Source organism: Pontibacter roseus DSM 17521, from assembly GCF_000373265.1.
In the GTDB taxonomy this organism is placed as follows: domain Bacteria; phylum Bacteroidota; class Bacteroidia; order Cytophagales; family Hymenobacteraceae; genus Pontibacter; species Pontibacter roseus.
Map to the genome: position 1 here is coordinate 182,730 of NZ_KB890767.1, position 18,568 is coordinate 201,297.

The following is an 18,568-nucleotide window of genomic DNA, read 5'->3' on the forward strand; positions in this document are numbered from 1 at the left end:
TGTTCTTCTCACCTTAGAATGAAACATTGAGGCCAAATACCATTTGTCTCGTCATCGGGAAGCTTAGGGCTCCCAAACGCTCCGGGTCGTAAGGCGCTATATCACTCATCAGGATAAAGTAGTTCTTAGCCGTTGCGTAAACCCGCAGGTTAGAAAGCTTTAGTTTATCTGCTATACCTTGAGGGAAGTTATAAGCCAGGGTTACGTCTCTTAATTTTACAAAAGAACCATCCACGTACTGCAGCGTTGTATAGTAGCGCGTGCTGGCGCGGCTCGTGCCTGCGTTTGGTCTTGGGTAGGCATTGGTCGGGTTCTCCGGCGTCCAGTAATCTACCACTGGTCCGTTTTCCAGCGCGTCTATTTTATAAGAACCGGCCGCCTCGCTCAGGATGGTGTGGCCAATGCGGGCATAGACCATAAAGGAAAGCTCCAATCCTTTGTATCCCAATCTGTTCGTCACGCCTAAGGTCCAATCCGGAGTCTGATTCCCAATCACCACCCTGTCTTCTGGCGTGATGATTCCGTCTTTGTTCTGGTCCTTCACCTTGATGTCTCCCGGCTTCTGCTGGTTTTGGGCCGCTGCATCTTCCTCTCCCAGTTGCCAGATGCCTATTTTCTCATAGTCGTAGAAGACGTTTATCGGATGCCCCACAAACAGGCCATAATCCCCAAGTGTCAGGTCTCTTTCCGCGCCTTCGGCCAGTTCTCTCACCTCTTGCTTGTTTCTGGCGAAGCTGAAGTCAGATGACCACCTGAAGCCGTTGGGCTGGTCCACGTTCACGGTGCCCACCTGTAATTCCACGCCTCGGTTACGGGTCTTGCCCACGTTGTATATCACCCTCTCAAAGCCTGTAGAGGTAGGAAGCGCTCTTGGAAGAAGCAAATCGCGGGTATCCTGCTGGTATACATCCAGTGTGCCGACAATCCGGTTGTTGAACAAGCCAAAATCAAGACCTGCGTTGGCTGTCGCGGTTGTCTCCCACCCCAAGGCAGGTGTGGCCAGTGTGGCAGGGTAAAACCCGAAAGCGGGTGCCTCGACACTGCCCTGGTCAAACGCATAGGTGGACTTGCCCAGGCTGCCCTTCGTCTGGTAGGCATCGACTGAACTGTTGCCGGAGAGTCCGTAGCTCAAACGCAGCTTCAAATCAGACACAGCGTTCACGCCCTGCAAAAAGCTTTCTTCTTTCAGTAACCAGCCCACCGATGCCGAAGGGAAATAATCCCATTTGTTGCCATCGGCCAACACAGAGGCTCCGTCAGCCCGCATCACAAAAGTGAACAGGTATTTGTTGAGGAGCTTGTAATTCAGGCGGCCAAAGAAAGACGCCAGGCTCTCCTCCCGCAGCTGGCTACCTAATCGGTAAGAGGATTGGGTGGCGCCCAGGTTGTGAAAGAGAAATGTGGAAGACAGCAGGTTACGCCCCTCAGCAGAAAAAGCCTCGTAGTTCTCGCTCCAAATACTGGTACCAAGCATCGCCGACAGTTCATGGTTCTCTGATAGCGCCTTGGTATAGTTGGCGAAGTTTTCCCATGTCAGCCTCGAGAAATTGGCCAGCTCCGCTCTTGCCAGGGATTGGCCATTAGCACCGGTTTCGATGGTATTGGTGCCCGAGTAGAGCCCGTTGCGGTTGTTGTACTGGTCCACACCGAAGCGGGAGGTGAAAACCAAATCTTTTATAGGGGTATAGTCTACGGAGAGGTTACCGAAAAAGCGCTTGTTGAGCTCATTGTTCTCGAAGGCGCCAGGCTGCTCGTCCACCAGTGGGTTCATCGTGGAAGCATCTCCTACAGGAAAGGGAAGGAAGTTGCCTGCCTCATCATAAGGCCTGCCCAGCGGGCTCATTTTGTTCGCCTGGTTCAAAGGGTCGCGTCTCAAATCACGGTCGCGGTAGGTATACATCAGGTTGGTGCTCACCTTCAGTTTATCCGATACATCGTAGCCTACATTCAGGCGGCCGCTATACCTTTTCATCCTGTCGTTCTGCAGCAGGCCTTTCTCGTCGAAATATTCTGTGGATAAGTAGTAGCTCAGTTTGTCGGCACCGCCGGTTATACCTACCTGGTAGTTTTGCTGGCTTCCGGTTCCGAGTATCTCATCTGCCCAATCCGTCCAGATACCGTTCCGGAAGTTCTCCAATTGCGCCGGATTGAAAATCTTGTCGTCATCGGCCGGGCTGTTCCACTCGCCCACTGTTCTGCGTGACTCCCTTCGAAGCTGTACCCATTCCGGGCCAGTCATGATATCGGCATAACCATTCACGGTCTGTACGCCATAGTAAGAGTTGAAAGAAACCTTCGCCTTGCCGGAAGACCCGCTTTTGGTTGTGATGAGTATGACACCGTTAGCACCCAAGGATCCGTAGATGGCCGTGGCTGTGGCGTCTTTCAAAATCTCCATGGAGGCGATGTCGTTTGGGTTCACGTCGAGCGGCCCGTCATAGCGGATGCCATCCACCAGCACAAGCGGGTCGTTGCCGGCGCCGATGGACCTACTGCCCCGGATGCTCAGGTTCACCCCTGCCCCTGCCTGACCGCTACCCCTGGTGAGGTCGAGGCCCGGCACTTTGCCCTGCAATACCTCCAACCCGCTGGTCACAGGTATAGCCGTCAGGTCCTCGCCCCGTACCGAGGCCACCGAACCGGTCAGGTCCGATTTCTTCACGGTACCATACCCGATGACGACCACTTCATCCAACGCCTTCGCATCTGTCTTCATCGACGCATTGACTGTCGTTCGGTTGTCAATGGGCACTTCCTGCGCACTGAAACCGATGTAGGAGAAAATCAAAGTACCCGTACCGTTCGGCACGTTCAAGGTATAGCCCCCCTGCGCATCCGTGGAGGTGCCGTTGGAGGTGCCTTTGAGGAGGACGGTTACGCCCGGTAGCCCATCCCCTTTCTCATCGGTGACTTTGCCCTGCACGGTGAGCCCCTGTGCCAGAGCACTTGCCATGGTGGCAAAGACAAGCGGAATAATGAGTAAGTACCTCATCTTCTTAAGTATCGCTCTTTTCATAGGAAATAAAATTATGTTGTTCAACAAGTGTATGTATGTTATGCGTGAATGCTAACTGCCAACTAATTCAATCAATACTCAGAAGACTCGGGCTATACCTGAATCCGTCTTAAGACCTGCGGGACATGGTGTTCTATGTCTGTGCTGAAAGTTTGGGACTGTGTGCTCCATCTGCTGCGCACAGTGCTATAAGGCGGGTACTACGGTTTTCTTTTTATCTCAAGCGGTGCTCTTTAAAGGTTATCTGATTGGTTTCCAGTTATCGGTTCCAGCCAATATGGCAGCTGGATTATACTTTTTCGCTTCTTTTGCCTTCAGCTGCTTTGCCCAGGCCACCCTGCTTTTGGGCGCGGCTCCGGGGCCTTTGGATTTGTGCTCGGCATAGAACGCCGTCTTCTCCGCGTCTGGCTTGTTCCAGTTGTGCCAGCCCTCCGGGCGAATGTGCTTTCCTAAGGTGGTGTTGAGGAACACCGTCTGGGCGAAGGGCCTCCAGGGGCGCCCTAGGTATACCTGTAGCTTCTCGTCGGAGGCGGTTACTTTGCAGTCCAGGAACACGAACCCGAAGGGCTGTCCTTCTGGCGTGGAGGCGGCGGTGATGTAGGAGTTCTTTTTGCAGTGGATGGTGCAGTTCTCGAAAACAGCCGTCGCCGGCCCGAAGATAAAATCGGTGGTGCCTTCGATGTAGCAGTTCACATAATACTGGCGGCTGTTCGCGACGCCGGCATACAGGGTGTCCTGATCGCCGATGATGTTGCAGTTCCGGAACACGCAGCGGTCAGCCTCCACATGCAGCGCCACCGCCTGCCCCACCGGACCGGCCGTGTTCTGGAAGGTGATGTTCTCGGCCTCAAAGCCATTCCCCTGCACCAGCACGGTATAGGAAGTGAAGGTGTTGATGTCGCCTTTACCGGAATAGTCGTCCCAGGAGATGATGGTGTTTTCCTTGCTCTCCCCGATGAAGGACAGATTGGTTTTCCAGGAAGGGATGATGAGCTTTTCGCGGTAGGTGCCTTTCCGGATGTGTATCTCGATGCGCTCTGTCGGGAAGGCAGGCACCGCATCCACGGCAGCCTGGATGGAGGTATAGTCACCGCTTCCGTCCTGCGACACAACCATACGCTTCTGTTGTGCTTGTATCGCTACAAATGCAAGGCAAAAGAATATCGTCAGAAGGCACCTCATTTTTCTGCTCTGTCCGTTAGGTTGGTCTCGCTCACCAGGCTGTTCAGGTATACCTCGATGTTGGTATAGCGCTTGTCCAGGGTATAGGCAGCGGCATCGGCTGAACTGTTTGAGTCCAGTTTGTGCTGTCGTTCCCAGGCATCCGGCATGCCGTCCTGGTCTTTGTCCTCCGGTGCCGGGGCCGACTTCAGTTCCGGCCAGCCGCCCACATCGTTCTGCGAGTCAATGATGCCGTTCTTCTTCTTGCCGCTCGTCGGTTTGCCTGACTTCACCTCCGCTACCACACGGGCGTCCACTGCATCTCTTCTGTGGCTCGCGCCGGCATGGGCCAGCACCGCCTCGTAGGCCTGCGCCGCCTCCTGCTGCCCAATGGCGGTTACCTCAAATGGCTGGGTCGTTTTCACAGAGTCCGGGTGCTCGCATTGCACGCCACCGTCCCAATTGTCTTGGGAAATGTTCGGGTGACCGGCCACGTAATTGCCGGCCACATAGAACCTGCCGTAGGGTTGCGATGGATTGACGATGCGGTCCTTCTTAGATGAAACCGTCGCCGGGCCTGCCTTGTAATAGTTGTTCACCATGTTGTAACGGCCCTTTTCGCCCCCATAGGTGCTGTTGGCGCCCCAGTTGAAGATGACGTTATTGCGGAAATCCACCAGCTCATCCGGGGAGTTAGGGGTGCTGCTGGAGCCGGAGAAGCGGGGAGTCCGGCTGGTGTGGTTCGCAATCAGGTTGTGGTGGAACGTGGCTCCTTTGCCTCCCCAGATGCCGCCATAGCCGTGGTCACCTTTTGCATGCACCGATTGGTTAAGGCTTTCAGAGATGATGCTCCACTGCAGGGTGAAATTCTCATTGCGGTAGAAAGAGGCGCTTTCGTCAGTCGCCCAACTCATGGAACAATGGTCCACTATGATGTTGCGCCGGCCTCTGTTGGCTCCCAGGGCATCGTCCTGCTGCCCGGCCACATCGCCCAATCGGAAACGCATGTAGCGCACAATCACATTGTCTGCTTTGATGCTCACCGGGTAGTTGCGGATGCAGATGCCATCTCCCGGGGCTGATTGCCCGGCAATGGTCACATCACCGTTGTTGATATCGAGCGGGGCTTTCAAATCAATGTTCCCTGACAGGGCAAACACGATGATACGTGGCCCTTTCTTCTGTATGGCGCTGCGTAGACTACCCGGTCCGTTGTCCTCGAGGTTCGTCACAACAACTACCTGTCCGCCACGGCCACCCGTCGTGAATTTCCCGAAGCCCTCTGCACCCGGAAACGCTAGCGCCGCCGTGTCAGCCACCGCCACCGGACCAGCCACTGTAGCATCGGGTGTTTGGTTACTAGGTATACCTGACGGATGCGTGACGCATCCGGACAGGCATACTATCAATAGCGCCACGCTATTTGATATCATTCTCTTCATTCCAGCTTGGTTAATCACCTTTGTTTGTTTATAGTGCATTCCTAGAACTTCACCTGTACAGGATTCGCCAGTTCTTGTGCTGACTTTTTCAAGTAGTTCAGAAAAGCCTCTTCGGTCTTGATGCCCTCCGGCTCCAGCTCCCAGGCAGCCAGGTAAAAGTATTCTACCTTGCCTGCCGTGGGTTTCAGCTTCACCACATGGCTGTGCTCATCCTCTGAGAACTCCTGTAAATCCTGCGGGCGGAACAGCACGGCTATACCCAGGTTATCCCCTTCTCCGTTGAGGCTCTGCTTGCCGAAGGTGGCGATGTAACCCCACTCCTGCGCGCTGCCTTTTTGGGTATGCAGCTTCGCTCTTTTGTCTTTGATGAGGCCAGTGCTGAGGTTCTGTGGTTGGCCTCCTGTCACGTTCACCAAATGGCGCGTCAGACGGCTGCCGGCGTGTATACCCAGGTGAGAGTTTACATCTAGGTCCATACCTGCTATTTTCCAGCCATAGTAGTTTGTCCGGATGGCGGAGTATACCTCACCGTTTTCGGCAATCACGGAAATCATGCTGTCTGTTTCGGCTACCCGGTTCGCGCTGCCTTTGTCGAACAGGGCCAGTGTGCCCACTCCAAGCGATTTGCCCACCTTGAGTACATCCATACCCCAATCCTGCAGCTCGTGGTAGGAGTCATAGCCATCTAGGCCGGCGCGGTGCAGGGCCATGTCCTTTGTCGTCTTGCCAAACACATCGGTGCCGTTGCGCCAGTCGAGGTAAAAGCGGTAACCTACTTTATCAGATTCCCAGCCTGGCCCTTCGTAGCGGATGTAATAGGAATGGTCCGTCACTTCATCCGGCACGCGTAGTGAGTCCACGTTCTGGAAAGTGCCCCCGCTATACTTGCGGTCCTTGAACGCACCGCCAACCTTGTGCGACAGTTCTGCTTGGGTGCGCTTGGTATAGGTGCGCTTGTTCTCTCCGGTCTCGTTGTAGCGGATGGTCAGCTTTCGCGATGCTTTTGCTCCCATCTGGTCCAGCACCAACACTACGCCCGGATAGACGGCATCTTTCAGGTTGTACTGGCTCGGGATTTCCTTTTTCCCATCCAGCACTACAAAGGCCTTCGGGTTGAAATTGGCGGCCGCCTTCTGTATAGCAGCTTCGGGCAACACCACCAGAACATCCTGTCGCGGCTGGTTGAGCGGGTTGCTCACCGTGACCGTTAAAGATTTTGGAAACTCCTTCTGGAGGCTCTGAGCATACATATTCCCCGTAACCAATGTCGCTACCAACAGCAAAGGCAGCAGCATCCATTTCTTCAATCTGGCTATCATTTCTTCTGTTTAGTTCTCGCTATTTTACCTGCTCCCTGGTCATCTCCTCCACCAGGCTGTTGATGTACAATTCGATGTCATCGTAAGCGGTGCTGAGGTTTCGTTTGTCCTGGGCCTTGGCTGGGTCTAGTTTCCTGGCCTTCTCCCACTCATCTGGTATGCCATCGCCATCCGTGTCTTTTGGGGCTGGCTTTGCCACGAGCTCTGGCCAGCCACCTACATCATTCTGACTGTCAATGATACCGTTGGTGCTTCCGTTTGAGCCTGGTGCCGTAAAAGTGTTGTTCCGCACGTTCCCAACCACCCGGACATCCACCGCGTCACGAACCAGCGATGCGCCCGCATGGGCCAGCACCCGTTCGTAGGCATCCTGGGAGGTATGGGTTTTCACATTGTTCTGTATGGGGTGAGGCGCCGTAAGCTTCATGGCCGCCTTGTCAGCATCCGACACTGTGCCGTAGCTGCCGTGGAATTGGTTGAACACGCCGTAGGTCCAGTTATCGCTGGTGGCTCTTGTGCTGCCCCCCACGAAGTTGCCATCGATGTAGAACTTGCCCCAAATGCCGTATACTTCCGTGCCTTCATTTTTATTTTTGTCGATGGATAGGATGCGCTCTCTTTTGAGAGTAGCAGGACCTGGCTTGTAGTAGTTGTTCACCATGTTCACGTTCATGCCCTCTCCGCCATAGGTGCTGTTGTTTCCCCAGTTGAAGAAGACATTGTTCCGGAGGTCCACCAAATCCGTGAGGGCGAAGACCTTTCCGGCTTCCTCTCCTAACCTAGGGTTGCGACTGTCGTGGTGGGCCAGCAGGTTATGGTGGAAGGAGGCGTTCTTCCCGCCCCAGATGCCGCCGTACCCGTGAGCTCCCTTGGCGTGGGCCGAGTTGCGCAGGCTTTCCGCAATTATGCTCCACTGCAAGGTGAAGTTCTCGTTGGCGTAGAAGGAAACGCACTCATCCGTAGACCAACTCATAGAGCAGTGGTCAATGATGATGTTTTTCCGGAAGCGACCTTCCAGGGCGTCTGCCTCCTGCCCTGCCTCGTCTCCCATCCGGAAGCGCAGGAAGCGGATAATGACATTGTCCGCGTTCACAACCACCGGGTAGTTCTTGATGGTGATGCCATCGCCTGGTGCCGTTTGTCCCGCAATCGTTATGTCGCCGTTCGCAATCACCAGCCGGGAGTTCAGACTGATGTTACCCGACACCTCAAACACAATGATTCTGGCGCCTGCCGTGTTAATGGCAGTCCGAAGGCTTCCAGCACCGGAGTCGTTCAGGTTGGTGACCTTGATGACCTTACCGCCGCGCCCACCTGTCGCATCTTTCCCAAAGCCTTCTGCTCCGGGGAAAGCCAGTGCCTTTTCCGCAACAGGTATAGGAGCAAGTTCTTTGGGCTCCTCTACTGCTGGCTCAGGCTCGCTCTTACCCTTGCAGGCGGCAGATGCCACCGACAGTAGCAGTGCCGTGACGCATACAAGAAAACCTGCCTTGGAAGAATGCTTGTGCATGATGAGTGGTTTAAAAGAATGGGTATAGCCTGAAAGACCATACCCATTTTGATACATGTTACCTCCAGCGTGGGTCTCCCGCGTTGGTGCTACCAGGGAAGTTGGCGTCTATCAGCTTGAAGTCGCCTGCTTTTGGATTTCTGAACAAGGCGAAGGAAGTGCCGCTGTAGGTCGTAATGCCAGGTATAGCATCTGCAGTCACTACTGCGTCCGCGGTGATGTAGCTGCTGCCTGATTCAATCAAGGTGCCGCTACCCGCCCGTATTCCGTTCATCGCCCTGTTGCCGCCCGCGCTCTTGCCAATACCGAAGATGGAGTTGTTGACTTTGATGCCGCCAGACACATCGTTAGTGCCGTAGTCAACCAAGTAGCGACTTCCTTCTGGTGTCTCACTGAAGGTACAGTTCTCAATCAGGACAGAGCGGGAAGGAGCCTTGCTGGTCAGGAAGCGCTCTATCTTGTAGAAAGTGCTGTTGCGGAACCGGATGTCTTTCACATCTACCTCTGCATTGTCAATCGTCAGGACGGCGTAGTTGGACAAGCTATCTACCACGCTGTTGGCAATGGAGAAGTTGTTCACCACGGTTCCCGCGGCCGTTAACCTCACCAGGCCTCTGAACACCTCGGCGCGGCAGGCTTCAAACTTTATCTTGCCGATGGTGAAAGCCTTGTTCACGTTCATCACATAGCGGCCGGAGTAGTTGTCGCTGCGCAGCGCAACGCTTTTGAACACGACAGAGTCAATGCTGCTGCCTTCTGTGAAGTTGAAGTTGCTCGTGAAGTAGAGCTCTGCCATCTCTGGATTGAAGCTGTTCTCGCTCATGATGGTCACGGAGCGGTCCAGGTTTGTGGTGGAGGAAATCTCATACCGTCTGCCGCGCTTCAGAAGCACCGTACTGCCCGATGGGATTTGGGAAAGCGTGTCCTGCAACACAGTAGGTCTATTTGCAATACCGGTCAGGTCAATGATGTTGCCTCCCACGGTGGCCGCCTTCGTCGCGAAGGTTCGGGTTCCTTTGGAGGAGGTATTGCGGAAAATCTCTGCCGTATAGGCTGTGCTCGGCCGCAATCCTTCGACCAGCTTCATTTGGGCCTGCACATCCTGCTCTGTGAGCTGTACCTCAATCGGGTTGCCTGCCGGAGCGGTTGGCGTCACTACGATTTTGGTTAGGCCGGGGGTAGCCCGCCATCTGAGAATGACGGCGTTCTCAATCACATCGGAGTCAACCATTGCATTGAATATCTGTTCGCCCCGGATTCTGAACCTGTTGCTGACCACTGTCTTGGACTCAGGCCTGTCACCCAGTGCGTTGGCCCGGATGCGGGCATAGTAGTCTGTGCGAACCTCCAGTTGCTCATCCGTAAAGACCACGCCGGCTGTGTCGGTTTGCACGGTCACAATCACCGGCGTAGCGAACAGCGTATCCGCGGCCACTTCCACGGTATAGCTCACGCCGCTGCTGGCCGTGGTGTAGAGCGATGGGTTCCATGTCAGCTTCACTTGCGTCTCGCCGCTCACGGATTTGATGTCGCCTGCCGGTGTGAACATGCGCATCGGGTCAAGTGAGTCCACTTCTTTCTTACAGCCCACTGTCACAACGGCAAGAAGAACCACAGGAATCAGGGTGTTGGATATCTTTCTTAAATATTCTTTCATGTCTCGGTAACTTGCTTTCATGATGTGACTGCTAATTAATATCCGTAATCCTGCTTCAGCCTGAAGTTCTGGTTCAGAACGCCGGAATAGATGGGGAACAGCTCCGACTGACCTGGTTGGAAGGCCACGGCAAACTGCTCGATGTAGGCAGCATTCACGGCTGCCCGCCAGTTCTTTCGCACATACCCTTCTGGTGCGGAGCTAGGAGCCGGCGTATACATCGCTTCCGATACGCTGCCACCAAACAAGTCGAGCCCGGCCATTTCCTGTTCCACTGTCGCTGCGTTTTTGAAAGGCGTCAGCTTCACGTATACATAGTTCGGCACGTTGGCATACTTGCCCTCTGCATTGCGGAAGGCACTTAGGTTAGCACGAGTCTCCTGCACCATGTTCTGCAGCAGGTTCCAGCGAATCAGGTCGTACTTGCGGATGCCTTCACCTCCGAACTCCAGCAGGCGCTCTTTTGCCACTGCGTTGAAGAAGCTTTGCTTGTCGGTTGGCGTAGTGCCCATTTTGTCCTCATGCCCTGCAAACGCTCTTCTTCTCACCGCTTCGTAGGCTGCTACTGCCTCTGCCGTAGGACCTCCTTTCAGTTCATTTTCTGCCTCTGCAAACATCAGGAGCACATCCGCAAAGCGCAGGATGGGCCAGTTTATACCTAATGTCTGGTTCGTGCCGCTTATACCTGTCCAGTACTTTCTGAACTTGCCGTCGCGCATCAGGTTGGCGGTTGCCAAATCTATCTGGTCTTCTTTGTTGATGGAGAAATAGGCCAGCGTCACATCTCTTCTGGAGTCGCCTACCGGGTCGAACTCATAGAAATAAGTAGGTATAGCCTCCAGCTGTCCGTTTGCCTGTCCGTAACTGGAGCTGGCGTCTATCCTCAGTCCGTTGGAGTAACCCAACTTGCTGTCTGTTCTGGCATTGCCGCCGTAGGCGCCAGCCTCAAACATGCGCTCCCCTGTTGGATCTGTCGAGGTGGTATGGAGGCCTCTGAAAACATTCTCGTAGCTGGGGTTCAGGCCATGTTGACCGCTTTGCATGATATCCCAGGTCTCGTCCCTGGCAATTTGATAGAACTCCAGATGGTTACCACGGCGCTCCATGGTGCGGGTCTCACTTCTGAGGGAGTAACCTCCTCGGGCCAACGCGATTCTGGCGCGCAGGCCTTTCACGGCACCTTTAGAGATGCGTGTGCTTGGGTCGCCTGACTCAGACTTCCACGGCACCAGCTCAGAGGCCACACGCAGGTCTTCCAGCAGACGGTCGTATATCACGTCGCGGTCCGTTTTCGGGAGGTTCAAATCAGGTATGTCGGCAGACGGCTCAAACTGTGCGGGCACGTCTCCCCAGTTGCGAATCAGTTCATGGTAGAAGATGGCGCGCAGTGTCAATGCCTCGCCATACAGCTTCCGCATGGCGGCTTTCTCGCTTTCGCTACCGTTGGTATAGAGGTTAGAGGCCGGGATGTACTTGATGGCGATGTTGGCCCTTTCTATACCTGAGTAGAGCTCCAGGAAGGGTCTGTAAAGCTCCGTGTTGTCGGGGTGCACACCAAATCCGCTGATGCCCCTTCTATCCAATGGGTTGTAGGCACCGCCCACTCTGAAATCATCGGCCGCGTTCGGGTATAGCGTGGAGATGCGGCTACCGTAGGAGTTGTCGCCCATCAGCTTGTTGTAGATACCGATGACCGCTGAATTGGTATAGGCAACACTTGTGAAAACGGCCTCCTGCGAGATAGTAGAAGGATTCTCTACATCCAGATAGTTCTCGCATGAGGTAAATGTGATGGTTCCGCCCAAAGCCAGTGACAGGAACAGCGACTTTATATATGTCTTTCTCATCTTATGCTGATTTTTAAAAACTAGAAAGTAACGTTAACACCACCCAATATGAAGCGGCTGCGCGGGTAGGCAGCATAGTCTACACTTGGTGTCAGCGGATTGCCACGTCTGGTGTTAGCTTCCGGGTCGTACCCAGAGTATCCTGTGATGGTCATCAGGTTGTTCACCGTGGCGTACACCCTAAACTGAGAGATGAATCCTGTTCTCTTCAGCAGGCTCTCCGGCAAGGAGTAACCCAGCGTCAGGTTGCTGATGCGCAGGAATGAGCCGTCTTCGATGGCGAAGGAGTGCAGGAAGTACTGACCTGCCGCCGGCGTCCAGTATTTGGCGTCTTTGTTCATTTCGGCCAATTGCTCCGGGTTCGTCACCAGTTGTCCTGCTTCGTCATACCACTGCCATCTGTCGTTCATCAGGCTGAGCATGTTGTTGTCGCGGTACAGATACTGCGTGGTGAACTCCAGTTTGTTGGCGTTGTACACTTTGTTGCCATAGGAGAAGTTCATGAACAGGCTCAGGTCAAATCCCTTGTAAGTGAACTGCTGGTTGAAGCCACCGATGAACTTAGGCTGGGCGTTACCAAGCACGGTTCTGTCTTCTGTCGTAATCAGGTTGCTGCCGGTGTCGGCCAGTTTCTTCAGTTTCAGGTCGCCAGGCTGCGGGGCTCTGTTGCCCAACGCCACTGCGCGGCTGTCCGCTATACCATCCTTCAAGGTATAGGTCCAGTTACCAGAGGCTTCGTCATAGGTATGGTTGAAGTCATCCAGGGTATAGTAGCCGTCAGTCTGGTAGCCGTAGAACTGCCCCACCGGCTGCCCTACCTGCACGATGAAATCCTGCAGGCTGTTCACCCAGCCAGATTCTACGAGGTAGGAGTTGCGTGGCACGCCGCTTGGGTCAAGGCCAAGGCTTACAATCTTGTTCTTGTTGAAGGCGATGTTGAAGTTGGAGGACCAGGTGAAGTCTTTGCTGTCAATCACGACACCATTCAACTGTAGTTCCAAGCCCTTGTTCTCTGTTTCACCGATGTTCTGGAACTGCCACTCATACCCACTGGTCTGCGGGATGTTGGCACGCAGCAACAGGTCTCTGGTGCTGTTCTTGTACAGGTCTATCGAGGCACTGATGCGGTTATTGAGCAGGGAGAAGTCAAATCCGAGGTTTCTGGAGATTGTAGTCTCCCACTTCAGGTTGGTGTTGGCCAAATCCGTTGCGGCAAAACCAGGCGTGATGGCTTCGTTGAAAGCATACCCGTCATTGCCGGAGGCGATGAACATCGTTTTCCAAAGGTCATACCCTACCCTGTTGTTACCTACTTCACCCATGCTCACGCGCAGCTTCAAGTCAGACAGCCAGTTCTGGGTAAAGCCCATGAAGTTCTCTTCGCCAATGTGCCAGGCCAGGGAAGCCGACGGGAAGTAACCTACTCTGTTCTGAGGCGAGAAGAGGGAAGATGCATCGCGGCGTAGGTTGAACACAGCGCGGTACCTGCCTTTGTAGTTGTAGCTCAGGCGGCCGAAGTAAGACAGGAGCCTTTCCTCTGACTCGCTAGTTGTGGGAGCATCCTGGATGAGGCCGGTTGGGGGTGTCGCTTTCTGAATACCGGCAAAGGCCTGCTCAGGTGTGATGTCAGCGGGAAGCCATTTGGTGGTGATGTTGCGGTTAGATGTTTCTCGTTGCCAAATCTCCTGACCGATGAGTGCGTCAAAGTTGTGCGCGTCCGTCAGCGAAAAGCGGTAGTTGAGCGTGTTGGAGTTGGTAACAGACAGAGCCTCGCCTGCCTGCAGTTGCACCACCGGCATGTCGGCGTTCTGGCGGGCAACGCTTGTCACCGGTCCGTTGAAGATGTTCACATCCCGGTTGTTAGAGGTAATACCTAGCACACTCCTGAAAGTGAGGTTCTTAATGATTTCGTAGCTCGCCCAACCATTCAACAGCAGGTCGTTGCGGTAATCGTACTTCAGTTCCTGGTTAGCCAGCAGCACTGGGCTGGTCAGGTTGGTCTGGTTGGCGAACTCGGGATCAAACTCGTCCACCACGTTTTCCTGGCCCGGCGCCACGAATGGTCTGAAACGCACAGAATTTCTCAGTCTATTGGTGCTCTGCGACCCTGTGTTAGAGGTACCCACGCCGTCAATACGCTGTCGGCTGTAGCGGGTGCTCAAACCCACCTTCAGGCGGTCGTTGATTTTATGGTCGAACTTGAAAGAGGCCAGCGTACGCACAAAACCAGAGTTAAGCATGATACCCTCTTCGTCGGTATGGTTCAGCGTGAGGTTGAAAGTCGTGGTCTTGGAGCCTCCCGTCACACCTATGATGTGCGTCTGGCTGGTGGCGTCACGCCCGAACACCTCGTCTTGCCAATCTGTGAAAGGCATGTTTTTATAGATGTCGATGTCCTGGAAGCGGCCATAGCGCGAAACAAACGAGTTCCGGGTTTCCTCATTTGTGTTGAAGTTGTATATCTGGTACTGGTATTTCACGAAATCATACGGATTCATGACATCCAGCTTGTTCACGATGCTGCGTACGCCGGCAAACCCGTTGTAAGTAACCTTGGTTGGCATCTCCACGCCGCCCTTGGTAGTAATCACCACTACACCATTGGCTCCTCTGGCGCCATAAATAGCGGTAGAGGCGGCATCCTTCAGCACGTCAATGCTTTCAATCTCCTGCGGAGACAGCACAGACAGTGCATTCTCCACCTGTATACCGTCTACTATATAAAGCGGGGAATTGTCCTGTGTAATGGAACCGCCGCCACGCACCCTGATTTGGATTTCAGCGCCAGGCTGGCCCTCGGTAGTAGTCACCTGCACACCGGCCAGTCTGCCTGCCAGCGCCTCTGCCGCCGTGCTGACAGGTATATCCTTGATTTGCTTTGCGCCAACCGATGACACAGAGCCAGTCAATTCACTTCTTGGCACTTCCTGGTAGCCGATTACCACCACTTCCTCCAGTGCTTTTGCATCCGGTGCCATGGCCACGTCAATCGTGGAGCGGTTGTTAATTGGAACCTCCTGTGGTTGATAGCCTATGAAGCGAAAAATCAGCACCCCGTTTGCATCAGGCACCTTCAGGGTATAGCTGCCATCAATACCAGTGGGAGCCGCCACCGAAGTACCCTTCAGCAACACCGTCACGCCTGGCAGGCCCTCTCCTTTCTCATCCACGACTTTACCAGCGACATTGAAGCCCTGGGCAAACGCTCCTGCAAAGGCGACGAAGACAAAAGATACTGCCAACAGATACCTCATCTTCTTTAGTAAAGCATTTCGCATAGGTTATCTTAAAATTTGGTTTTTGAATAATGTTATGACTTTGCTCTGTATTGAGTAACTTAAAATCCTAGTCGATTTCCCCTATGCTTCTGCAGTACCGTCACCGCTTTCACTTCCGCCGGACCTCCTCGTCTCCACTCTTTTCTTTGGGGTATTCTGGTGCGTCCTTCGCGAGAAACGGCTCGTCTATTGATTAACCACTTACCGGAACAGCACCAAAAGGTTGCGCAATCGTTTGCATTTTATAAATTTCTGTCTGTTTTCCCAAAACATTTTTAAAGTATTTTGGAATTACTGCTCAAAAATAGCGGCAATAGCTTTAGTTAAGCATTTTACCCAAAACGTAAGTACCTACTCACCTTTCAATTATTTTTCGCGGTTTCCTGTTAAAGTTGGCAAATATTTTATGAAACTGAAAAATAAGTGTTATTTTGCGCAAACGATTACGCACTTTGTAAGTATAACCGACTATGAGCATACACCATTCCACCAGACACGCGATTCACCCCGATGACAGCAAGTCCTATGGCACAGCGAAGCTTCGGGAAGCCTATCTTATAGAAGATTTGTTTCAGGAGGACCAGGTGCGGGTTGTCTATACCTTATATGATAGATTGATAGTAGGCGGGGCACACCCGGTGAAGGAGCCGCTGAGGCTAGAGACCTTCCCCACCCTGCGCTCAGAGAACTTCCTTGACAGACGCGAACTCGGCATCATCAATGTGGGCGCAGAAAGCACGGTGACGGTAGACGGCGAGACCTATACCTTGGGAAACAAAGAGGCGCTGTATGTGGGCAAAGGCGTGACAGACGTGGTGTTCCACCCGTCCGAGTCCGGCAAAACGCTGTTTTACTTCAATTCAGCACCCGCGCACCATGCCTATCCCACCAAGAAAATCTCATTGGACCAAGCCGAAACGGTGGAGCTGGGAGCACTGGAGAACTCAAACCACCGCACTATACGCAAAGTGCTCATCAACTCGGTGGTGGACACGTGCCAGTTGCAGATGGGCGTGACGGAACTGAAGCCAGGTAGCGTCTGGAACACCATGCCAGCCCACACCCACGACCGCCGCATGGAAGCCTATTTCTACTTCGACCTTCCGGAAGACCAGGTGGTCTGCCACTTCATGGGCGAGCCGGACGAGACGCGCCACCTGTGGGTGAAGAACAACCAGGCCATTGTTTGCCCGCCCTGGTCCATCCACAGCGGCGCCGGCACCTCCAACTATACCTTCATCTGGGGTATGGCCGGAGAGAACCTTGATTACAACGACATGGACAAGGTAGCCCCTACTGACCTAAAATAAAGGAGAAGACATGAAAGGATTGTTTGATTTGACGGGACAGGTTGCCTTGGTAACGGGAGCGACGCACGGACTAGGTATGGCCATGGCCAAAGCACTGGGCCAGGCAGGAGCCACCCTGGTGATAAATGGCAACACACCCGCTAAAATGGAGGCCGCCCTGGCAAGCTATACCCAGGATGGACTGAAGGCGCACGGTTACCTGTTCGATGTCACGAGCGCGCAACAGGTAAAGGAGAGCATCGCCCGCATCGAGCAGGAAGTGGGGCCCATCAACATCCTGGTGAACAACGCGGGCATCATCAAACGCATACCGGCGCTGGAGATGGATGAGGAGGAATTCCGCCAAGTGCTGGACGTGGACCTAATCGCTCCTTTCATTGTTTCCAAGCACGTGGCACGGTACATGGTGGAGCGAAGGCAGGGCAAAATCATCAACATCTGCTCCATGATGAGCGAACTGGGGCGCGACACGGTGTCGGCCTACGCCGCGGCCAAGGGTGGGCTCAAGATGCTGACGCGTAACCTGGCCACAGAATGGGCTAAATACAATATACAGGTGAACGGCATTGGCCCAGGCTATTTCGCCACAGAGCAAACTGCTCCCATCCGCGTGGACGGCCATCCGTTCAACGACTTCATCATCAGCCGCACCCCCGCCGGACGGTGGGGCGACCCGGAAGATTTGGGAGGAACGGCCGTATTCCTTTCCAGCAAGGCCAGCGACTTTATAAACGGCCAGATTATTTATGTAGATGGTGGTATATTAGCCACCATCGGAAAACCAAGCAACGAGAACTAGGGCTAGCCTGAATCCATCGCTCCCTGCACGCACCATATGTCAGCAAAGACCAAAGTTACCATACACGATATAGCGGAGAAGCTGAACATCACAGCCTCTACCGTATCGCGTGCGCTGAATGACAACCCCCGTATCAGTGACGCCACCAAAAAGGCGGTACTGAAGACGGCCAAGCAGCTGAATTACCAGCCCAACAACATCGCAGCGGCCCTCCGGAACGGCAAGAGCTTTATCATTGGCGTCATCGTACCGACCGCCGACAGATACTTCTTCGCATCCGTGGTGCGGGGCATCGAGGAGATTGCCAATAACCTGAACTACAAGGTCATCATCTGCCAGTCGTATGACATCTATGAGAAAGAGGTGCAGACGATTGAGGCACTGCTCAATGCGCGGGTAGACGGCATCATCGCCTCCATCAGCAAGAACACAGAAAACTTCGACCACTTCAAGAAGGTGCAGTCCAAAGGGATTCCGTTGGTGCTCTTTGACAGAACCACTGACGAACTGGAAGTGAGCCAGGTGATGATTGACGACTACCTGGGCGCGTACAAATCGGTGGAGCACCTCATACAGCAGGGTTGCAAGCGCATCGCCCACTTCACCAGCACCAAAAAGGTAAGCGTATTCAAGGAGCGTCTGCGAGGCTACACGGACGCGCTGCGCGATTACGAAATCCCGTTCGATGAACAGTTGGTAGTGCGAAGCAACCTGCAGCTAGAAGACGGCAGGGAAAGCATGGAAACACTGCTCAAGCTGAAAACGATGCCTGACGCGGTGTTCTCTTCAAGTGACTATGCCGCCATGGGTGCCATGCAGGTGCTGAAGGAACGGAACATCCGGATTCCAGAGCAGGTGGCGCTGGCGGGTTTCAGTAACGAGCCTTTCACCTCCTTCACAGACCCGACCTTGACGACTGTGGACCAGCGAAGCATCAAGATGGGCAACATCACGGCTGAGCTGTTCTTCGAGCACTTCAAGTCAGGAGACAAGGCGTTTGTGCCTCAGAAGACCGTCTTGAAGCCGGAGTTGATTATCCGTAACTCAACACTCCGAAAAGGTTAACAGAAGGACATCTAGTACAGAACGGAAGGTATAGCGGCACTTCTGAGGGAGAACTTTTTCTCGGAAAGACCACCTGGGCACAAATGCAGTGGCCTCCAAAGAGCCTCTGACACGATTACGAACAATACAAAAAGACAATAGAATAAGACAACTTTACCCAACAC

General features: G+C 53.9%; 11 protein-coding genes. 3 read left to right on the plus strand and 8 right to left on the minus strand.

The features are described from left to right. Positions 1–13 precede the first annotated feature (13 nt). The 8 genes from B051_RS0117365 to B051_RS0117400 form a co-directional block, all read right to left on the minus strand. A complete protein-coding gene (locus tag B051_RS0117365) occupies positions 14–2,992 on the minus strand; it encodes a SusC/RagA family TonB-linked outer membrane protein (RefSeq protein WP_018479495.1) in 2,979 nt (992 codons plus the stop codon). A gap of 264 nt (positions 2,993–3,256) precedes the next feature. After that, positions 3,257–4,132, minus strand: a complete 876-nt coding sequence (locus tag B051_RS21590; RefSeq protein ID WP_018479496.1) for a pectinesterase family protein — start codon at positions 4,130–4,132, stop codon at positions 3,257–3,259. A 62-nt stretch (positions 4,133–4,194) separates the two neighbouring features. Continuing rightward, positions 4,195–5,619, minus strand: coding sequence for a pectate lyase family protein (locus B051_RS0117375; protein ID WP_071594919.1), 1,425 nt, complete (start codon positions 5,617–5,619; stop codon positions 4,195–4,197). 41 nt (positions 5,620–5,660) lie between these two features. Next, positions 5,661–6,938 (minus strand): DUF4861 domain-containing protein, encoded by a 1,278-nt coding sequence (locus tag B051_RS0117380; RefSeq protein ID WP_018479498.1) that lies wholly within the window; start codon positions 6,936–6,938, stop codon positions 5,661–5,663. A gap of 19 nt (positions 6,939–6,957) precedes the next feature. Then, positions 6,958–8,448 carry a pectate lyase gene (locus B051_RS0117385; protein ID WP_018479499.1) on the minus strand — a complete coding sequence of 497 codons (1,491 nt, stop codon included), beginning with the start codon at positions 8,446–8,448 and terminating at the stop codon, positions 6,958–6,960. A 58-nt stretch (positions 8,449–8,506) separates the two neighbouring features. Beyond that, entirely contained in the window at positions 8,507–10,105 is a 1,599-nt protein-coding gene (locus B051_RS0117390; RefSeq protein WP_157579025.1) for a DUF5123 domain-containing protein, read from the minus strand. A gap of 35 nt (positions 10,106–10,140) precedes the next feature. Next, positions 10,141–11,952, minus strand: a complete 1,812-nt coding sequence (locus B051_RS0117395; protein ID WP_018479501.1) for a RagB/SusD family nutrient uptake outer membrane protein — start codon at positions 11,950–11,952, stop codon at positions 10,141–10,143. A 20-nt stretch (positions 11,953–11,972) separates the two neighbouring features. Continuing rightward, on the minus strand, positions 11,973–15,230 hold the full coding sequence (locus B051_RS0117400; protein WP_245539654.1) for a SusC/RagA family TonB-linked outer membrane protein: 3,258 nt from the start codon (positions 15,228–15,230) through the stop codon (positions 11,973–11,975). 470 nt (positions 15,231–15,700) lie between these two features. Between B051_RS0117400 and kduI the strand changes: the two genes are divergently transcribed. From kduI to B051_RS0117415, 3 genes are read left to right on the plus strand one after another with little or no spacing between them, the layout of a single operon-like run. Then, on the plus strand, positions 15,701–16,540 hold the full coding sequence (gene kduI, locus B051_RS0117405; RefSeq protein ID WP_018479503.1) for a 5-dehydro-4-deoxy-D-glucuronate isomerase: 840 nt from the start codon (positions 15,701–15,703) through the stop codon (positions 16,538–16,540). A gap of 10 nt (positions 16,541–16,550) precedes the next feature. Continuing rightward, positions 16,551–17,339: a gluconate 5-dehydrogenase gene (locus B051_RS0117410; RefSeq protein WP_026236489.1), complete on the plus strand. Its 789-nt coding sequence runs from the start codon at positions 16,551–16,553 to the stop codon at positions 17,337–17,339. A gap of 36 nt (positions 17,340–17,375) precedes the next feature. Then, complete coding sequence (locus tag B051_RS0117415) at positions 17,376–18,404, plus strand: LacI family DNA-binding transcriptional regulator (RefSeq protein WP_018479505.1); 1,029 nt, start codon at positions 17,376–17,378, stop codon at positions 18,402–18,404. Positions 18,405–18,568: the final 164 nt, after the last annotated feature.